18 protein-coding genes are annotated in these 17,870 nt (G+C 60.2%); 9 read left to right on the forward strand and 9 right to left on the reverse strand.

Features of this window, described 5'->3' with window-relative positions; genetic code table 11:
• The first annotated feature begins 1 nt into the window (after nt 1).
• The 8 genes from lptC (at nt 2) to KGB24_RS01600 (ending at nt 5,523) form a co-directional block, all read left to right on the forward strand.
• The gene (gene lptC / locus KGB24_RS01565; protein ID WP_008026921.1) at nt 2-574 is read left to right on the forward strand and encodes an LPS export ABC transporter periplasmic protein LptC; all 573 of its coding nucleotides are present in this window, start codon (nt 2-4) and stop codon (nt 572-574) included.
• Complete coding sequence (lptA, locus tag KGB24_RS01570; RefSeq protein WP_008026920.1) at nt 561-1,109, forward strand: lipopolysaccharide transport periplasmic protein LptA; 549 nt, start codon at nt 561-563, stop codon at nt 1,107-1,109. Before lptC ends, lptA begins: the two co-directional genes overlap by 14 nt.
• A complete protein-coding gene (lptB, locus tag KGB24_RS01575) occupies nt 1,109-1,834 on the forward strand; it encodes an LPS export ABC transporter ATP-binding protein (protein WP_008026918.1) in 726 nt (241 codons plus the stop codon). The genes lptA and lptB overlap by 1 nt, the downstream gene beginning before the upstream one ends.
• Nucleotides 1,835-2,018: 184 nt before the next feature.
• Entirely contained in the window at nt 2,019-3,512 is a 1,494-nt protein-coding gene (locus KGB24_RS01580; protein WP_032828652.1) for an RNA polymerase factor sigma-54, read from the forward strand.
• Between the two features lie 74 nt (nt 3,513-3,586).
• A complete protein-coding gene (gene hpf, locus KGB24_RS01585) occupies nt 3,587-3,895 on the forward strand; it encodes a ribosome hibernation-promoting factor, HPF/YfiA family (RefSeq protein WP_008018717.1) in 309 nt (102 codons plus the stop codon).
• Between the two features lie 12 nt (nt 3,896-3,907).
• Nucleotides 3,908-4,372 carry a PTS IIA-like nitrogen regulatory protein PtsN gene (ptsN, locus tag KGB24_RS01590; protein WP_008026914.1) on the forward strand — a complete coding sequence of 155 codons (465 nt, stop codon included), beginning with the start codon at nt 3,908-3,910 and terminating at the stop codon, nt 4,370-4,372.
• Nucleotides 4,373-4,374: 2 nt separating this feature from the next.
• Complete coding sequence (rapZ, locus tag KGB24_RS01595) at nt 4,375-5,232, forward strand: RNase adapter RapZ (RefSeq protein ID WP_008026911.1); 858 nt, start codon at nt 4,375-4,377, stop codon at nt 5,230-5,232.
• Between the two features lie 15 nt (nt 5,233-5,247).
• Nucleotides 5,248-5,523: an HPr family phosphocarrier protein gene (locus tag KGB24_RS01600; RefSeq protein WP_008026909.1), complete on the forward strand. Its 276-nt coding sequence runs from the start codon at nt 5,248-5,250 to the stop codon at nt 5,521-5,523.
• 7 nt (nt 5,524-5,530) lie between these two features.
• Here the strand turns inward: KGB24_RS01600 and KGB24_RS01605 are convergent, their stop codons facing one another.
• The 6 genes from KGB24_RS01605 to pmbA form a co-directional block, all read right to left on the reverse strand.
• Nucleotides 5,531-6,424, reverse strand: coding sequence for a ZIP family metal transporter (locus KGB24_RS01605; RefSeq protein ID WP_223415021.1), 894 nt, complete (start codon nt 6,422-6,424; stop codon nt 5,531-5,533).
• Between the two features lie 30 nt (nt 6,425-6,454).
• A complete protein-coding gene (locus tag KGB24_RS01610; protein ID WP_008026904.1) occupies nt 6,455-7,066 on the reverse strand; it encodes a superoxide dismutase in 612 nt (203 codons plus the stop codon).
• 1 nt (nt 7,067) lies between these two features.
• Entirely contained in the window at nt 7,068-7,499 is a 432-nt protein-coding gene (locus tag KGB24_RS01615) for a hypothetical protein (RefSeq protein WP_008026901.1), read from the reverse strand.
• Nucleotides 7,500-7,526: 27 nt separating this feature from the next.
• Complete coding sequence (locus KGB24_RS01620) at nt 7,527-8,903, reverse strand: class II fumarate hydratase (protein ID WP_223415019.1); 1,377 nt, start codon at nt 8,901-8,903, stop codon at nt 7,527-7,529.
• Nucleotides 8,884-9,291 (reverse strand): FagA protein, encoded by a 408-nt coding sequence (locus KGB24_RS01625; RefSeq protein ID WP_192417381.1) that lies wholly within the window; start codon nt 9,289-9,291, stop codon nt 8,884-8,886. The genes KGB24_RS01620 and KGB24_RS01625 overlap by 20 nt, the downstream gene beginning before the upstream one ends.
• A 224-nt stretch (nt 9,292-9,515) precedes the next feature.
• On the reverse strand, nt 9,516-10,862 hold the full coding sequence (pmbA, locus tag KGB24_RS01630) for a metalloprotease PmbA (RefSeq protein WP_008026894.1): 1,347 nt from the start codon (nt 10,860-10,862) through the stop codon (nt 9,516-9,518).
• A 108-nt stretch (nt 10,863-10,970) separates the two neighbouring features.
• Between pmbA and yjgA the strand changes: the two genes are divergently transcribed.
• A complete protein-coding gene (gene yjgA / locus KGB24_RS01635) occupies nt 10,971-11,495 on the forward strand; it encodes a ribosome biogenesis factor YjgA (protein WP_008026892.1) in 525 nt (174 codons plus the stop codon).
• A gap of 48 nt (nt 11,496-11,543) precedes the next feature.
• On the opposite strand, the gene tldD is transcribed toward yjgA, so the two are convergent.
• The 3 genes from tldD to KGB24_RS01650 form a co-directional block, all read right to left on the reverse strand.
• Nucleotides 11,544-12,986 carry a metalloprotease TldD gene (gene tldD, locus KGB24_RS01640; protein ID WP_223415129.1) on the reverse strand — a complete coding sequence of 481 codons (1,443 nt, stop codon included), beginning with the start codon at nt 12,984-12,986 and terminating at the stop codon, nt 11,544-11,546.
• Nucleotides 12,987-13,004: 18 nt separating this feature from the next.
• On the reverse strand, nt 13,005-13,853 hold the full coding sequence (locus KGB24_RS01645; RefSeq protein ID WP_223415130.1) for a carbon-nitrogen hydrolase family protein: 849 nt from the start codon (nt 13,851-13,853) through the stop codon (nt 13,005-13,007).
• 173 nt (nt 13,854-14,026) lie between these two features.
• Entirely contained in the window at nt 14,027-17,830 is a 3,804-nt protein-coding gene (locus KGB24_RS01650) for a YhdP family protein (protein WP_223415131.1), read from the reverse strand.
• Between the last annotated feature and the right edge of the window lie 40 nt (nt 17,831-17,870).

The following is a 17,870-nucleotide window of genomic DNA, read 5'->3' on the forward strand; positions in this document are numbered from 1 at the left end:
TATGCTGAGCAAGAAATTTCGCAACATCCTGATGTTCGGTTGCATCGCAGCGATATTTGCTGCGGTCGGCTACTGGAACATCAGCCCGGAACGCTTCCTCGACAAGCCTGTGGCAAAGGTCGATGAAAGCGAAATCGACTACTACGCGATCAACGCGCACAGCGTCCAGTTCCTGCCGGATGGCAAACTGCAATACGAAATGACGTCCGACAAGGTTGAACACCTGAAGGCGACCGAAGTGACGCTGCTGACCAATCCCGACCTGAACCTGTTCCGCGGCACCCAGTTCCCTTGGCATGTCCAGAGCGAACACGGCGAGGTCAACCCGGACGGCACCCAGGTCGAACTGATCGACTCGGTGCGCATCACGCGTTTCGACGAGAAAAACCGTAAGACCCTGATTACCACCACCCGTATGACCGTGTTCCCGCAACAGCAATATGCGCAGACCGAGCAACCCGTTAGAATCGACGGCGCTGGCGGTGTATCGACTGGCAAGGGAATGAAAGCGTATTTGAAAGAAAGCAGGATACACCTGCTATCGAACGTAAGAGGACAGTATGAGGCTCGTTAAAACTCTCCCTATTTTGCTCGGTCTGAGCGCAGCACTGGGAAGCGTGAGCGCCTGGGCTCTGCCGAACGATCAACAGCAGCCGATCCGCATCCAGGCCGACGACGCCCAACTGGACGACAAGAACGGTATTGCCACCTATAAAGGTGACGTGATCATCACCCAAGGTTCGATGATCGTTAAAGGCAATACTGTGACCATGACCCGCACCCCTGCGGGCGACATCGACGTGGTGACTTCGGTGGGCAACCTTGCCTATTTCGAACAACTGCAAACGGCGGGCGACACCAAGCCGGTTCAGGGCTGGGGCGTCACCATCCAGTACCACGCCTCGCAAGACCGCGTCGTGCTGATCGATCGCGCCAAAGTTGTCGATAAGGACGGTAACGTCACCCAAGGCGAGAAAATCGTCTACGACACCAACAAAAAGCTTGCCAGCGCAGGCCGAGCCACGGGCACCAATGTGACCGAGTCGCGTCCGCGTATCGACATGGTTATCCAGCCGAAAAAGAAAACCGACGAGCAAAAGGCCCCGTAATGGCAACTCTGAAAGCTCAGCATTTGGCCAAGAGCTACAAGAGCCGCCAGGTCGTGCGCGACGTCAGCCTGTCTATCGACAGCGGTCAGATCGTCGGCCTGCTTGGCCCTAACGGCGCCGGTAAAACCACCTGCTTCTACATGATTGTCGGCCTGGTTCAGGCCGATCAGGGTCGTGTACTGATCGATGATCTGGACGTCAGCCACCAGCCGATGCACGGTCGTGCGAAGGCAGGTATCGGCTATCTTCCGCAAGAAGCGTCGATCTTCCGCAAACTCTCGGTCGCCGACAACATCATGGCGATCCTCGAGACCCGCAAGGAACTCGACAAGGCCGATCGCCGCAAGGAACTGGAAAGCCTGCTGCAGGAATTCCACATCAGCCACATCCGCGACAGCCTCGGCATGAGCCTGTCCGGTGGCGAGCGCCGCCGCGTGGAAATCGCCCGGGCACTGGCCACCAACCCGAAATTCATCCTCCTCGACGAACCGTTCGCCGGCGTGGACCCGATTTCGGTGGGCGACATCAAACAGATCATCTACCACCTCAAGGCCAAGGGCATTGGCGTGCTGATCACCGACCACAACGTCCGTGAGACGCTGGATATCTGCGAAACCGCCTACATCGTCAACGACGGCCAACTGATCGCCGAAGGTGATTCGGCCACCATCCTGGCCAACGACCTCGTGAAAGAAGTCTATCTGGGCCATGAGTTCCGCCTGTAAGCACAGAGGTGTCTGGCTGGCTGCCCGAGCGCTTGTCTCGATAAAAAATCAATACTTTTTTATTGTTACAGCGCTCTAGGCAAACGCTACGGTTTCGGGCATATAATTTGCTTATGTTTGGCGCTTCGGCGCCCTGTAGTGGATGGCGCATGTGCGCCGGCGAATAAGGTGTTTAGCCCCTGCCATGAAACCATCGCTAGTCTTGAGAATGGGCCAGCAGCTGACGATGACACCGCAGCTGCAACAGGCCATCCGCCTGCTCCAATTGTCGACCCTGGACCTGCAACAGGAAATCCAGGAGGCCCTGGAGTCCAATCCGATGCTCGAACGCCAGGAAGAAGGCGACGACTTCGATAACGCCGACCCCTTGGCCGACAAAGCCGAACAGCAACCCAACGCCGACGTTTCAGAACCCTCCTATCAGGAAACCGCCCCGACGGTGGACAACCTCGAGGAAGGTGACTGGAACGAGCGCATTCCCAACGAACTGCCCGTCGACACCGCCTGGGAAGACGTCTACCAGACCAGCGCCAGCAGCCTGCCGAGCAACGATGACGACGAGTGGGATTTCACTACCCGTACATCCGCCGGTGAGAGCCTGCAAAGCCACCTGTTGTGGCAACTGAACCTGGCGCCGATGTCCGACACCGATCGCCTGATCGCCGTGACCCTGATCGATTGCATCAACAATCAGGGCTACCTGGACGAAACCCTTGAGGAAATCCTCGAAGCCTTCGATCCGGAACTCGACATCGAACTGGACGAAATCGAAGCCGTCCTGCATCGCATCCAGCAATTCGAACCCGCCGGCATCGGTGCCCGCAACCTGGGTGAATGCCTGCTGCTGCAATTGCGCCAGCTTCCGGCCAAGACACCTTGGCTGGCCGAGGCCAAGCGCCTGGTCACCGATTACATCGACCTGCTCGGCAGCCGCGACTACAGCCAGCTGATGCGCCGCATGAAGCTCAAGGAAGATGAACTGCGCCAGGTGATCGAACTGGTTCAGAGCCTCAACCCGCGCCCCGGCTCGCAGATCGAATCCAGCGAAGCCGAGTACGTCGTCCCCGACGTGATCGTGCGCAAGGACAACGAGCGCTGGCTGGTCGAGTTGAACCAGGAATCGGTGCCACGGCTGCGGGTCAACGCCCAATACGCCGGTTTTGTGCGCCGCGCCGACACCAGTGCCGACAACACCTTCATGCGCAATCAGTTGCAAGAGGCCCGCTGGTTCATCAAGAGCCTGCAAAGCCGCAACGAAACCCTGATGAAAGTTGCCACCCAGATCGTCGAGCATCAGCGCGGTTTTCTGGAATACGGCGACGAAGCGATGAAACCGCTGGTGCTGCATGACATCGCCGAAGCGGTGGGCATGCACGAGTCGACGATTTCCCGGGTGACCACACAAAAATTCATGCATACCCCCCGGGGCATATATGAGCTGAAATACTTTTTCTCCAGCCACGTCAGCACCTCCGAAGGCGGTGAATGCTCGTCCACGGCGATCCGCGCGATCATCAAAAAACTGGTTGCCGCGGAAAATCAGAAAAAGCCGTTGAGTGACAGCAAGATCGCTGGTTTACTGGAGGCACAAGGCATTCAGGTGGCTCGCCGCACCGTCGCCAAGTACCGCGAATCCCTCGGGATCGCGCCTTCGAGCGAACGCAAGCGGTTGATGTAGAGCCACGCCACAGCGTTCCAGTGGTAGATCATCTGGTCTACCGCTTTATGCACTGGCAACGAAGGAGAAGCTGTATGCAAGTCAACATCAGTGGACACCAACTGGAAGTGACCGAACCTCTTCGCAGCTACATCGGCGAAAAACTCGAACGGTTAGAGAGGCATTTCGACAAGATCACCAACGTGCAGGTCACGATGACGGTCGAAAAGCTGAAGCAGAAAATCGAAGCCACGCTGCATATTCCCGGCAATGAAGTGGTCGCCAACGCGGAACATACCGATATGTACGCGGCGATCGACGCATTGACCGACAAGCTGGATAAACAACTCAAAAAGCATAAGGAAAAGACCCAGAGCCTCCTCCAGGGCGCGACCGGTCGTTAACACTCCCAACCCATGATCCGACTTGAAAGCATCCTGACCCCCGGCCGTTCCCTCGTGAACGTGCCGGGCGGCAGCAAAAAGAAAGCCCTCGAGCAAATTGCCAACCTGATCGCCCGGGAAGTGCCGGATCTGGAGATGCAAGATGTCTTCGAGGCGTTGATTGCCCGTGAAAAACTCGGCTCGACCGGTTTTGGTAACGGCATCGCTATCCCTCACTGCCGGCTGAAAGGTTGCACCTCGCCCATCAGCGCCTTGATGCACCTGGACGCCCCCATCGATTTCGACGCCATCGACGGTGCTCCGGTTGACCTGCTGTTTGTCCTGCTGGTCCCCGAAGCCGCTACCGATGCGCACCTTGAATTGCTCCGCCAGATCGCCAGCATGCTCGATCGCAAGGAAGTCCGCGATCGCCTGCGTAGCGCCCCGAGCAATGAAGCCTTGTATCAGGTTGTCCTGGACGAGCAAAACGGGCACTAATCATGCGCTTGATCATCGTCAGTGGCCGTTCCGGCTCAGGTAAAAGCACCGCGCTCGATGTTCTCGAGGACAACGGGTATTACTGCATCGACAACCTGCCCGCCGGGTTGTTGCCGGAACTGGCTGAACGCGCGCTGATCCACACCGAACTGGCGCAACCGCTGGTTGCCGTGTCCATTGACGCGCGCAACCTGCCGAGCCACCTGAGCCGGTTTCCGGAACTGCTCGAAGAAGTTCGCAGCCGACATATCCAGTGCGACGTCCTGTACCTGGACGCCGACGAAGAAACCTTGCTGAAGCGTTTTTCGGAAACTCGCCGTCGTCACCCGCTGAGCAGCGCCAATCGCTCGCTGGCCGAGGCGATCAACGACGAAACCAGCCTGCTCGGGCCGATTGCCGATCTCGCCGATCTCAAGGTCATCACCACCAACCTGAACCTGTACCAGCTGCGCGATACCATCAAGTTGCGCCTGCTGAACCAGCCAGAACCCGGTACCGCGTTTTTGGTGGAGTCGTTCGGATTCAAGCGCGGCATGCCGGTGGACGCCGACCTGGTGTTCGACGTGCGTTGCCTGCCGAACCCCTATTGGAAGCCTGAGCTACGCGATCAGTCCGGGCTTGATGAACCGGTTGCCACGTACCTGGCCGCCCAGCCGGACGTCGAAGAGATGTTCCAGGACATTTCCACGTACCTGCTCAAATGGCTACCGCGCTTTGCCGCCAGCAACCGCGCTTATGTCACCATTGCCATCGGCTGCACCGGCGGGCATCACCGCTCCGTCTATCTGACCGAACGTCTGGGTCAGGCCCTGCAAAAAACCCTGAAGAACGTCCAGGTCCGCCACCGCGACCTCAGCTAAAGGATTCACATCGCGATGCCTGCTCTGGAAATCGAAATCATCAACAAGCTGGGCCTGCATGCCCGCGCTTCCGCCAAATTCGTTGGTGTCGCCGGCGAGTTCAAAGACTGCACGATCAGAGTCGGACGAACGCCGGAATCAACGGTCGACGGCAAAAGCATCATGGCAATGATGATGCTCGCTGCGGGTAAAGGCACCAAAATCTATATCAGCACCGAAGGCGAAAACGAGCAAAAAGCGCTGGATGCGCTGACAGACTTGATCAACCGCTACTTCGACGAAGGCGAATAACGCTCGCCTAGGCGAGCGCTGTATCCATCACCATCATCAAACAAAACCCGATCAGCAGCCCAAGGCTGGCCAGCTTGTCGTGACCATGGCGTCGCGACTCGGGGATGACTTCGTGCGTGACCACCAGCAACATGGCCCCGGCCGCGAGCGCCAGGCCCAACGGCAACAGCAATTCGGCCAGGCTCACCAGCCAGGCACACAACAGCGCGAAGACCGGCTCGACCAAGCCTGATGCCGCCCCGATCAGGAACGCCTTGACCCGCGACATCCCTGCCCCGGCCAACACCAACGCAATGACCAATCCTTCCGGCACATCCTGCAAGGCGATGCCCATGGCCAGGCTGTCGGCGTCGGGCATGCCGCCTCCCGCCGAGACACCGACCGCCATGCCTTCGGGAATGTTGTGGGCAATGATGGCAAACACGAACAACCAGATCCGTGGCGGAATGACCGGCCGCTCCAGCGTGCCGACGAGCATTTCCGGCGAAGCACCTGAGACCTTTCGATCCACCAGATACAGCCCGAATGCGCCAAGCATGATGCCGAAACTGATCAGACCGCTGGCCGCCCAAGGTGTCAGCCCCAGGCTTTCAGCGGCGGCAATGCCCGGAACGATCAGCGAAAACGCCGTCGCCGCGAGCATCACCCCGGCACCGAAGCCGAGCAACGTATCGCTGACCGCCCGGGGCATGCGTCGAATCACCAGCACCGGCACCGCGCCCAAAGCCGTGCCCAAGGCGCAAATGGCCCCGCCCTGCAACGCACGCAGCAGTTTTGGCTCAAGATCCAGCCACGCGAGCCCATGCGCAACCAACAGGCTCATGCCCGCCAGTAGTAACAGCGACCCAAACGCGTAACGAAACATTCGTCCACTTCCGATCGCCAGTGTTTCAGTGCCCATAGTCCGCCCAGGATTGTTTTTATAGAAGACTTAAACCAGTGCAGCCTGATAGCGCGCAGCGACTTCGGGCCAATTGATCACGTTGTAAAAAGCGTTGATGTATTCCGGCCGGCGGTTTTGATACTGCAGGTAATAGGCATGCTCCCAGACATCCAGCCCCAGAATCGGCGTATTGCCGTTCATCAAAGGACTGTCCTGGTTGCCGCTGCTTTCAACGACCAACGTCTTTTGCGGCGTCACACTCAGCCAGGCCCAGCCACTGCCGAAACGGGTCAGCGCGGCTTTGGTGAAGGCCTCCTTGAAACGGTCGAGACCGCCCAACTGGTCTTCGATGGCCTTGGCCAATTCACCGTCCGGCTGACCGCCGCCGTTGGGCACCATCACTTCCCAGAACAGCGAGTGGTTGGCGTGACCGCCGCCCTGATTGATCACCGCCGCGCGGAGCTTTTCCGGCAGTTGCTGGACTGCTGCCACCAGTTTTTCCACCGGCCACTCGGCGAACTCGGTGCCTTCGACGGCAGCGTTGAGGTTGTTGATGTAAGTCTGGTGGTGCTTGGTGTAGTGGATTTCCATGGTCTGCGCATCGATGTGCGGTTCCAGGGCATCGTAGGCGTATGGCAAGGCAGGCAAGCTAAAAGCCATTTCAGTGGACTCCGTGATGTAGAGGCGCAGGGGGCGACGCGGCATCGACGTGCAGCAAACGATGAGTGCGCGGGTATTCGCCATGCTCGCTGATGAAATTCAGCAGTTCGACGTAGGTTTTGCTGCTCTGACGCAGTGCGGCTTCACGCAATGCGGGCGCCAGTCGCGGGTCCTGCATGGTCTTCAACAAGCGCTGGTGGATGGCGCACAGGTATTCGGCGCTCTCCTCCGGCTGGTTCAGACGCAAATGCAGGTCCGCGAGGTTGTGATGGGAAATGACGCAGGCCGCCACCGCTTCGTCGGCATCCGCCCAGCGCTCGAACAACACCTGGGCCAGGGCCAATGCCTGCAAGTAAGCCTCGCGGGCATCGACGTATTCGCCCAGCATGAAACAACGGTTTGCCCTTTCGATCGTGCGTTTCCAGTGCTCCATGGTGAGCCTCCAAAGCGGTTGCGGTGATTACACGCCGCCTGCGGTGAGCTTTTCCGGATTGAGCAACTCTTCCAGTTGGCTGCGCGACAGTTCGGTGTGCTCCAGAGCGACATCGATCACCGGCCGGCCCTGCTGATAAGCCTTCTTGGCGATCTCCGCAGCTTTTTGGTAACCAATGATCGGGTTGAGTGCCGTGACCAGAATCGGGTTGCGCGACAGCGCTTCCTTGAGCCTGGCTTCGTTGACCTTGAAACTGGCGATAGCCTTTTCACCCAAGAGGTGGCTGGAGTTGGCCAGCAATTCGATGCTGCTCAGCAGGTTCTGGGCGATGATCGGCAGCATCACGTTCAGCTCGAAATTGCCCGACTGACCGGCGATGGTGATCACCGTGTCATTGCCGATCACCTGGGCGGCGACCATCGCGGTGGCTTCCGGGATCACCGGGTTGACCTTGCCGGGCATGATCGACGAGCCCGGCTGCAAGGCTTCGAGTTCGATTTCACCGAGGCCGGCCAGCGGGCCGGAGTTCATCCAGCGCAGGTCGTTGGCGATTTTCATCAGCGAGACAGCGGTGGTTTTCAGTTGCCCGGAGATCGCAACGGCAGTGTCCTGGGAGCCGATCAGTGCAAACAGATCGGTGCCCGGCGTGAATTGCACCTGAGTCAACTTGCTCAACTGCTGGCTGAAAAGCCCGGCAAATTCAGGGTGCGCATTGATACCGGTGCCCACCGCCGTGCCACCCTGAGCCAGGGATTGCAGGCTAGGCAGCAGATCCTGCAGGTGGCCGATGTTGGCTTTGAGCTGTTGCGCCCAACCGTTGAGCACCTGGCTCATGCGCACCGGCATCGCATCCATCAAGTGAGTGCGACCGGTTTTGACGTGGTGGTGAACCTCCTCAGCCTTTTGCTCGATCACCTGCACCAAGCGCACCAATGCCGGCAGCAATTGCTCATGCAATGCCAGCGCAGCGCTGACGTGGATGGTGGTCGGGATGATGTCGTTGCTGCTCTGCCCGCAGTTGACGTGATCGTTGGGGTTCACCGGCTCGCCAAGCAGTCGGCTCGCCAGCGTGGCAATCACTTCGTTGGCGTTCATGTTGGAACTGGTGCCGGAACCGGTCTGGAAGATATCCACCGGGAAGTGCTGCATGAAGTCGTCCTTGAGCAAACCCAACGCCGCTTCGACGATGGCATTGCCCTGGGATTCGCTGATCTGCTTGAGTTCGACGTTGGCGCGGGCGGCGGCGGCCTTGGCCAGGATCAGCGCGCGAATGAACTGCACGGGCATCGGCTTGCCGCTGATCGGGAAGTTATTCACCGCACGCTGGGTCTGTGCGCCGTAGAGGGCGTCCACCGGGACTTGGAGCTCGCCCATGCTGTCGCGCTCAATACGTGTCTTGGTCATCAGAAAATCCTTGCACCAGTTCTATGAGAGGAATCGAAGGCTGCAACTCGCAGGTCGCCAGTTGCCAGGTGTAGCTTTGCCAGCGCTTGAGGCGGCACTTGCAGAGGGAGAGGCGTTCGAGTTCGCGTAACGGGCGCCATGCCTGGTCCAGGCAATAGGTTCGCCAGTGCCAAGGCAGCGCGACGTCGGCGGCGGTGTCGAGCAATAAACGGAAAGAGGTTTCAGCGATGGTCCAGGGTGAAGTCGCCGTGCAACACGCCAGATACCGGCCTTCGGCCAGGTAGTGTTCGATCAGGCGCGGCTCGTCAGGGTCCATCCCGCAACGGATCTGGCGACTCATCCAGCGCCAGCTTTCGAGGTAAGGCTGCTCGTGCAAGGCAGAACTCATGATCCGGGGCTCATTCGGTAATGAGATTTATTATTAGATGATAATGAGAACCAAAACAACCCCGGCAATGTAGGAGCGAGCCTGCTCGCGATGGTGTGTCAGCAACATTGATGTCGACTGACACACCATCGCGAGCAGGCTCGCTCCTACAAGGGACGATGCCAGCCCAATAAAAAAGGCGCGCCACCCATTGGGTGGCGCGCCTTTTGTGTAGCGGTCGCGGGTTAGCTGCCTGCGACTGTCATCCGCTCGATCAGCACAGAACCCGTGCGAATGTTGCTGCGCAATTCCAGGTCGTTACCCACCGCAACGATCTGTTTGAACATGTCGCGCATGTTGCCGGCGATGGTCACTTCCTGGACGGCAAACTGGATTTCGCCATTCTCGACCCAATAACCCGCCGCGCCACGGGAGTAATCGCCCGTGACCATGTTCAGGCCCTGGCCCATCAGCTCGGTGACCAGCAAGCCGCGACCCATGCGGCGCAGCAACGCAGCCTGATCTTCATCGCCATGGGTGACGAACAGGTTGTGCACGCCGCCGGCGTTGGCCGTGCTCGGCATGCCGAGCTTGCGACCGGAATAGGTGCCGAGGATGTAGGACACCAACTCGCCTTTTTCGACGAACGGTTTGGCGTAGGTCGCCAGGCCATCGCCGTCGAACGCCGAACTGCCCATTGCACGCATCAAATGCGGACGCTCATCGATGGTCAGCCATTCCGGGAACAGCTTCTGACCCAGCGTGCCTTCAAGGAACGACGATTTGCGATACAGACTGCCGCCGGAAATCGCCGAAAGGAAACTGCCGAACAAGCCACCGGCCAGTTCAGCGGAAAACAATACCGGCACTTCACAAGTCGGCACCGGACGCGCGCCCAGTCGGCTTGCCGCCCGCTGCGCGGCACGCTGGCCGATGCTCGCCGGGTCGGCCAGCAAGTTGCCCTGGCGATTGACGTCGTACCAGTAATCACGCTGCATCTGGCCGTCGGCTTCGGCGATCATGACGCAGCTCAAGCTATGACGAGTCGATGCATAGCCGCCGATAAAACCGTGGCTGTTGCCGTAAACGCGGCAGCCCTGATGCGTGCTGAGGGTGGTGCCGTCGGCGTTCTTGATCCGGCTGTCGGTGGCAAATGCCGCAGCTTCACAGCTCAGGGCCATCTCGATGGCTTGTTCCGGTGTGATGTCCCATTGATGGAACAGGTCGAAATCCTGCAGATCCTTGGCCATCAGCGCGGCATCCGCCAGGCCGGCGGCTTCGTCTTCGGAGGTGTGTTTAGCGATGGCCAGCGCCGCAGCGACGGTTTCACGAATCGCTTCAGGACCGCTGGCCGACGTGCTGGCCGAGCCCTTGCGCTGCCCGACGTACAAGGTGATGCCAAAGCCCTGATCGCGGTTGAATTCGACGGTTTCGACCTCGCGCTGACGCACCGATGTGGACAGGCCCTGCTCCAGGGACACCGCCACTTCACAGGCACTGGCGCCCTGACGCTTGGCTTCAGCGATGATCTGCTCGACTTGTTCTTGCAGTGCCGGCAACGCTTGTGGGCCGACGCTTTCAACTGCACTCATGCTGTTCTCCACTCAAATTCTGCTTTCGGTAAAGGCCTTCGAGCGACCGGGCCGGACAAGCGGCCCCCGACTGGTTATCATGGCGGCGTTTCTTTGCGGACGGCCACCATGGTTGATTCTTACGACGACTCCCTCGATACGGGAGAAAAAAGCAAATCCCAGGTTAAACGCGAGCTGCATGCTCTGGTTGACCTCGGCGAACGCCTTACAACGCTCAAGCCTGACTTGCTGGCAAAACTCCCGTTGACCGACGCTCTGCGCCGGGCTCTGGGCGATGCGCCCAAGCACACCGCGAATATCGCGCGTAAACGGCACCTTATGTTCATCGGCAAACTGATGCGCGATCAGGACACTGACGCCATTCTGACTTTGCTCGATCAACTCGATGCCTCCACCCGGCAGTACAACGAACGTTTCCATGGCCTGGAACGCTGGCGCGATCGCTTGATCGCGGGCGACGATGCAGTCCTGGAGAAGTTCGTGCTCGACTACCCGGAGGCTGATCGTCAGCAGTTGCGCTCCCTGATCCGTCAGGCCCAGCACGAACTGGCGACCAACAAGCCACCGGCATCGAGCCGTAAAATCTTCAAGTACATCCGTGAGCTGGACGAGACTCAACGCGGTCTGCGTTAAATCTCTTCTCGGGTGAGTCGCCACGCGGCTCACCCGAAGCTCCATCCCTTACGATCCTGTACCACCCACAGTGATCGCATCGATTTTCAGCGTTGGCTGGCCGACACCCACCGGCACCGACTGCCCATCCTTGCCGCACGTGCCCACGCCGCTGTCCAGCGACAGGTCATTACCGACCATCGACACCTTGCTCATCGCTTCAGGCCCGTTGCCGATCAACGTCGCGCCTTTGACCGGCGCCGTAATCTTGCCGTCTTCGATCAGGTACGCCTCGCTGGTGGAGAACACGAACTTGCCGCTGGTGATGTCCACCTGACCGCCGCCAAGGTTGGCGCAGTAGATGCCGCGCTTCACCGAGGCGATGATTTCCGCCGGATCGCTTTCGCCCGCCAGCATGTAGGTATTGGTCATGCGTGGCATTGGCAGGTGCGCGTAGGATTCACGGCGACCGTTGCCGGTGCGGGCGACACCCATCAGGCGCGCGTTGAGCTTGTCCTGCATGTAGCCTTTGAGTACGCCGTTTTCGATCAGCGTGGTGCATTCGGTCGGGGTGCCTTCATCGTCGACGCTCAACGAACCGCGACGACCGGCCAGCGTGCCGTCATCGACGATGGTGCAGAGCTTGGACGCAACCATCTCGCCCATACGGCCACTGTAAGCGGAGCTGCCCTTGCGGTTGAAATCACCTTCCAGACCGTGGCCGACTGCTTCGTGCAACAGCACACCGGACCAGCCCGACCCCAACACCACCGGCAACGTACCGGCCGGTGCCGGAATGGCTTCAAGATTGACCAGTGCCTGACGCAACGCTTCACGGGCGTAGCCCATGGCGCGGTCTTCGGCGAGGAAATAACGGTAATCGGTACGCCCGCCGCCACCATGACCACCGCGCTCGCGGCGACCGTTCTGCTCGACGATCACGCTGACGTTGAAGCGCACCAGCGGCCGCACATCCGCCGCCAGGCTGCCGTCGGTCGAAGCGACAAGAATGCGCTCCCAAACGCCGGCCATGCTCACCGTGACTTGCTGAATACGCGGATCGAGGGCGCGGGTGGCGACGTCGATGCGTTTGAGCAGTTCGACTTTCTCGGCGCGGGTCATCACTTCCAGCGGGTTGTCCGGCCCGTACAACTGGGCGACGTCCTGAGTGGTGAAGGCCTGCACCGTGCCGTTCTGCCCGGCGCGGGAGATCGAGCGCGCAGCACGGGCCGCAGCGCCAAGGGCTTCGAGGGTAATGGCATTGCTGTAGGCAAAACCGGTTTTCTCACCCGATTGCGCGCGCACGCCAACGCCCTGGTCAAGGTTGAAACTGCCTTCCTTGACGATGCCGTCTTCCAGCGCCCAGGACTCGGAAATCTGCCCCTGGAAATACAGGTCGGCGGCATCGATGCCCGGGCCGGCCAGATCGCCGAGCACACCTTGCAGGCTTTCGATGGTGACGCCGCCGGGCGCCAAGAGGTGTTCACTGACTGAGGACAACAACTCGCTCATATGCTTTACGCCTTAAATTCATCGTTCTGAGGCAGGTCGCCGGGCGCCCTGCGAGAAAAAGCGCCGGTGACTGGACACCGGCATCCGCGCCCGGATGGACGCCTGTTCGCTGCTATCGCGTTCGGCCAGCAGCACGGCCTCGCCTTGATCCTGTTGCGCCAGCACTCGACCCCACGGGTCGACAATTGCGGCATGCCCCCAGGTTTCTCGCGGCCCCGGATGCGTTCCACCCTGGGCAGCCGCGAGCACGTAACACTGGGTCTCGATGGCCCGCGCACGAATCAGCACATCCCAATGCGCCGCGCCGGTCACTGCGGTAAAAGCTGACGGCGCGGTAATCAACTCCGCCCCGGCAGCGCGTAATTCGCTGTACAACTCCGGGAAGCGCAGGTCGTAACAGACCGTCAGGCCGACTCGACCGACGGGCGTGTCCACGACCACCACGTCACTGCCATAAGCATAGTCATCGGACTCACGATACCGACCACGGTTGTCCGCCACGTCCACGTCGAACAAATGCAGCTTGTCGTAGCGTGCCACTGTCTCGCCCTGATCATTGACCAGCAGCGAGCAGGCATGCACTTTCGCCGCTGGCTGATCCGCCGGCGGCAACGGCAATGTGCCGGCCACAATCCATAACTTGAGGTCGCGGGCGGTCTGTTTCAACCAGGGCAGGATCGGACCTTCGCCCAACGCTTCGGCGCGGCCGATGTCAGCGATGTCGCGTCGGCCCATGGCGGCAAAGTTTTCCGGCAGCACGGCAAGCTTTGCGCCCCCGACGGCCGCTTGTTCGAGCAGCCGACGGGCCTGGGCCAGATTGGCCAGCACGTCGCTCTGGCTGACCATTTGAATCACCGCAAAAGACATGGTGCTTTCCTATACCGAAATCGACAGATTCCCTGTAGGAGCGAGCCTGCTCGCGATGGACTTAATGACGACGCGTTTATCCAGAATGTACGCGTTATCGTTGACGTCCTTCGCGAGCAGGCTCGCTCCTACAGTCAAATTTCTCTACGGCCATGCTACTCCATCGGCTCGCGTCAAAAAGGTTTGTCGAAGGTAATTTTCGGCTCTTTCCACGGGCCTTTGACGGTGTACTTCACGCTGGCGAAACGTGCCACGCGGTCACCGATCAGCTTGTCGATCAGGAACAGCGCCCCACCGATGGCCGGGGCACCGACAATCAGCGCGGCAATCGGCAGGTTGTTGGTAACCGGCAAGGTCACCAGCAGTTTCGCATCGATCTGATCACCCACCAGGTCCAGCGTGCCATTGAGCTCGACATTGCTCGACGGACCGGTCAGCAGAATCGGCTCACGGGTCACGTAAACGCCGTTGGTTCCGACCAGCAGGCCTTTGACCCGGTCGTAACTCAAGCCTTTGCCAAACAGATCGGAGAAGTCCAGCCGCAAGCGCCGGCCGATGGAGTTGAAGTTGAGCAGGCCAAATACCCGCAACGCCTGAGCGCCACCCTCGACTTCAACGAACTGGCCTTTATTCAGCGACGCATCAAGCGTCCCGGAGAAGCGCTTGGTGGCCAGCCAGGCCGGTGAACCGGGCCAGCGACCGTCGACATCCATATGAAACTCTTCGCTGGTGACACTGGGCGCAAAGCCCCAGCCTTTCAGCACATCCGCCAGATTTTTGCCGCTGACCCGGCCCTTGTACCAACTGGTGGAAGCACCAGGCGCGCCTTCCCAACCGCCACTGCCCTGCAACAGAAGGCCCTTGAGGCCCAGATCCAGCGTATTGAGCGCGATGCCTTTGGCGGTCGGACGCACTTTCAACGACCAACCCCCGACCAGGTCCTGCCCCTGGAACAGTTGATTGATGGTGATATCCAGCGCCGGGATCTTCGTCGGATCCACGGAGGCCAATGGATCCGGCGAATTTTCATCGGCCAAAACCGTTGGGTCCGGTGCCGGCAAACGCACGTATTGCAGATTGATCGCAATCGGTGCGGCTTTCGCATCGGGGATACCGGCGGTGCCCTTGACCTGTTGGCTGTCGAGTTGCAGGGCCCACGCACTCGGCTTGCGGTTCAGCTGCACCGAGGCCTGATCAAGCGTGGTACCGATGCCGCTGAGCTTGCCGACCTTGAAATCCGCGCCGCTGAGCAACTGCTTGGCGCTGCCGCCCGGATCCTGGCCGGCATACTTGTCCACCAGATCCTTCCACGGGCCGACATCCAGCTCCGACAGCACGCCGCGCACCCGCAGGCCTTTGCCGCCTGGCAATACGGCATCGCCACCACCGAGGAACAGTTCACCGCGACCGTCGGCAAAACTGCCGGCCGGCGCTGCAAACGTGAAGCTGGCCAATTCGCCGTACTTGACCCAGTAACGCCGTTCCGGCCCTTGCAGGGTCATGCGGAACGTCGTGTCACGCCCCACGTCGGCCGCCATGCCGAACGGCGCCGGCAAATCGACGGCCACGCCTTTGAGGCTGGAATTGACCATCAACTGGCTGTCTGCGCCATCCAGGTTGAGTTGCAACTGATACGGGATCAAACCAGAGACTGGCAACGGCTGCGTGACACTCAGCCAGTCAGTCAGCTTTTTGACCTCGACCTGGCCGGAAGCGGTGACGCGCGTCTTGATGTCGCCTGGACTGCCATCGGCGAAAATCTGTGCGGTGACCGGTTTGTCAAAGGCACGAGCGGTGATGTTCTGCCCACTCAAGCCTTTGGTGCTGTCGAAGCGGAAATCACCCTTCAACTGAGTCAGCTCAAGGACTGGCTCCGCCAGTTTCAAGCGCGCCTTGGCGGTCTTGAAGTCAACGAGGATATTCGGCTGTTCGCCTTTGGCCAGCGGAATATCCAGATTCAGCTTGCCCTTCAGCTCTCCCTCGCCTTCCCATCCGGCGAAGGTGGCGGCGGTGCCGATCGGCGCTTCCTGGAGAATTTTCAGGCCATCGCCCAACCCGCCAGCGAAAGCGCCATCGAGCAACAGGTGAGGGTTTTGCCCGGCGGGCGCGTGGGGAATATTGACGTAAATATCGCTGACTTGTGTGTCGAGCAACTGGCCTTTGCTGGCCAGAATCCGCACGCCACTGTCTTCGATAAACACGTCGCCAGTGACCTTGCTGACATGCGGCCAGCCCGGCTGGAACGCCAGCTCGGCATCGTGCACTTTGAAGAACAGGCTGATGCTGCGCGCGGTGTCGGCGGCGTCATGGTTCAGCGAGCCTTGATACTGGAAGAAGCCCTCGTCCACCGCGCCCTTGAGAATCGCCGTACGCAACCATTCGTCCAGCGCCGGGCTGAGCACTTCGGGCAGGTACTTGGCGGTGTACTTGCCATCGCCCTCCACCAGGCCGACCCGCAGGTCCATGTAGTCTTCCTGGGTGTGATCGAAATGCAGGCGGATCAGGAAGTCGCCGGCAATCTTGCCCTCTTCGCCCAGCACCTTCAGGTACGGCGCGATCAGGGTGAAACCTTCTTTGTCGAGCTTCCAGGTCAAACGGGCGTTGGCCTGAATGTATTGCCATGGCTTGGCGAAAATCGGGTCCAGGTGCAGGGAAAAATCCTTGCTGTCCATGCGCAGTTCGCCGTGACCCAGATCACCGCTGATGCTGCCGCTGACATTCCGCGCTGCCGGGGCGCCGTGATAGGCATCAAAGCCGACCCGGTCGAGGTTGGCGGCAAAACTGACCTTGCTGTCGTCGGTGGCGTTGGGCCGGATGTCGACCAGCACATTACGCAAACCACCCGTCACCTTGAGCCGCTCGACGGCGGTGGCGAGGCCTTCGGGCAATGGCCCCAAGGCATTCAGCAGCGGAGTCAGCGGGGTGAGGTCGAGGCGGTCGGCTTGCAGATGCCAGAGCTCTTCGGTCGTGTCGGTGGCCAGGCTCTGTTTGAGTTGCAGGTGCGATTCCCAGCGGGTTTCGCCCAGGTTCATGGACAGGGAGTCCACAGTCACCAGAAGGCCTGCTGCACTGCGCTGGAAATAGCTGTTGAGCGCCAGGTTGTTGATCTGGATCGGCTTGCGCTCGGCGTACGCACCCTTGAGTTGCGGCGCGTTCAAGCGGATTGCGGCGCTTTGCAGAGCGCCCTTATCCCAGTTGACCCAGAGTTCGCCACCGGCCTTGATTTCGGAGAAGTTCCATTGCCGGGTCACGCGCTCGGGCAGCCATTTCGACCAGTCGCTTTGCGGCAGGCTCAGGTACGCATCCGCTGCACCGTCCTGCCACTGGCTGGCGTGAATGCGGGTGCGCACGCTCATGGCGACCGGCTGGCCGTCGGGCAGGGTCAACCGTGCGTCGAGTCGCTGCCGGGAGACGCCGGTTTTCAGATTCAGGCCAACGTAGGTCAAGGTCAGCGGCGGGTGATCCAGGGGCTGCAAGGTCACTTGGCTGTCGAGCACCGACAACTGCTGGACCATCTGCATGCGATTGAGCAGTTGTTCCGGATCCAGCGGCTGATCCTGCTGCACCGGCAAGCCTTCCAGCGCCCAATGACCGTCCTCGCCTTCCTTGAGGCTGATCTTCAGACCGTTGAGTTCCAGATGAGCGATGCGCACTTCGCGGGCCGCCAGGCTGGCCCAGAGGTCCGGCACCGCGCGCACCTGATCCAGACGCAGGGCATTGGCGCCCTCGCCGACCATCACGTCGTGAGCCAGCAGAATCGGCGCGAAGCCACTCCAGTTGCCTTCCAGCTCACCGATATGCAGCGGCATGCCCAGGGCTGCACCGGCTTTGGTTTCGACTTCGGCCCGGTACTCGGCCACCAGCGGCGCCAGCTCGCGACCGAGACTGACGTAAAGCGCCATCATCACCAAAGCCAACGCGCACAGGCCCAGACCCCAGCGGGTCAGTGCGGCCAAAATGCGTGTCAGACGGTCCATGTCAGTTGGCTCCCATGGCAAAATTACTGCAAAAAGCTGA

This window comes from Pseudomonas sp. BF-RE-25, assembly GCF_019956105.1.
GTDB classification, from domain to species: Bacteria; Pseudomonadota; Gammaproteobacteria; order Pseudomonadales; family Pseudomonadaceae; genus Aquipseudomonas; species Aquipseudomonas migulae.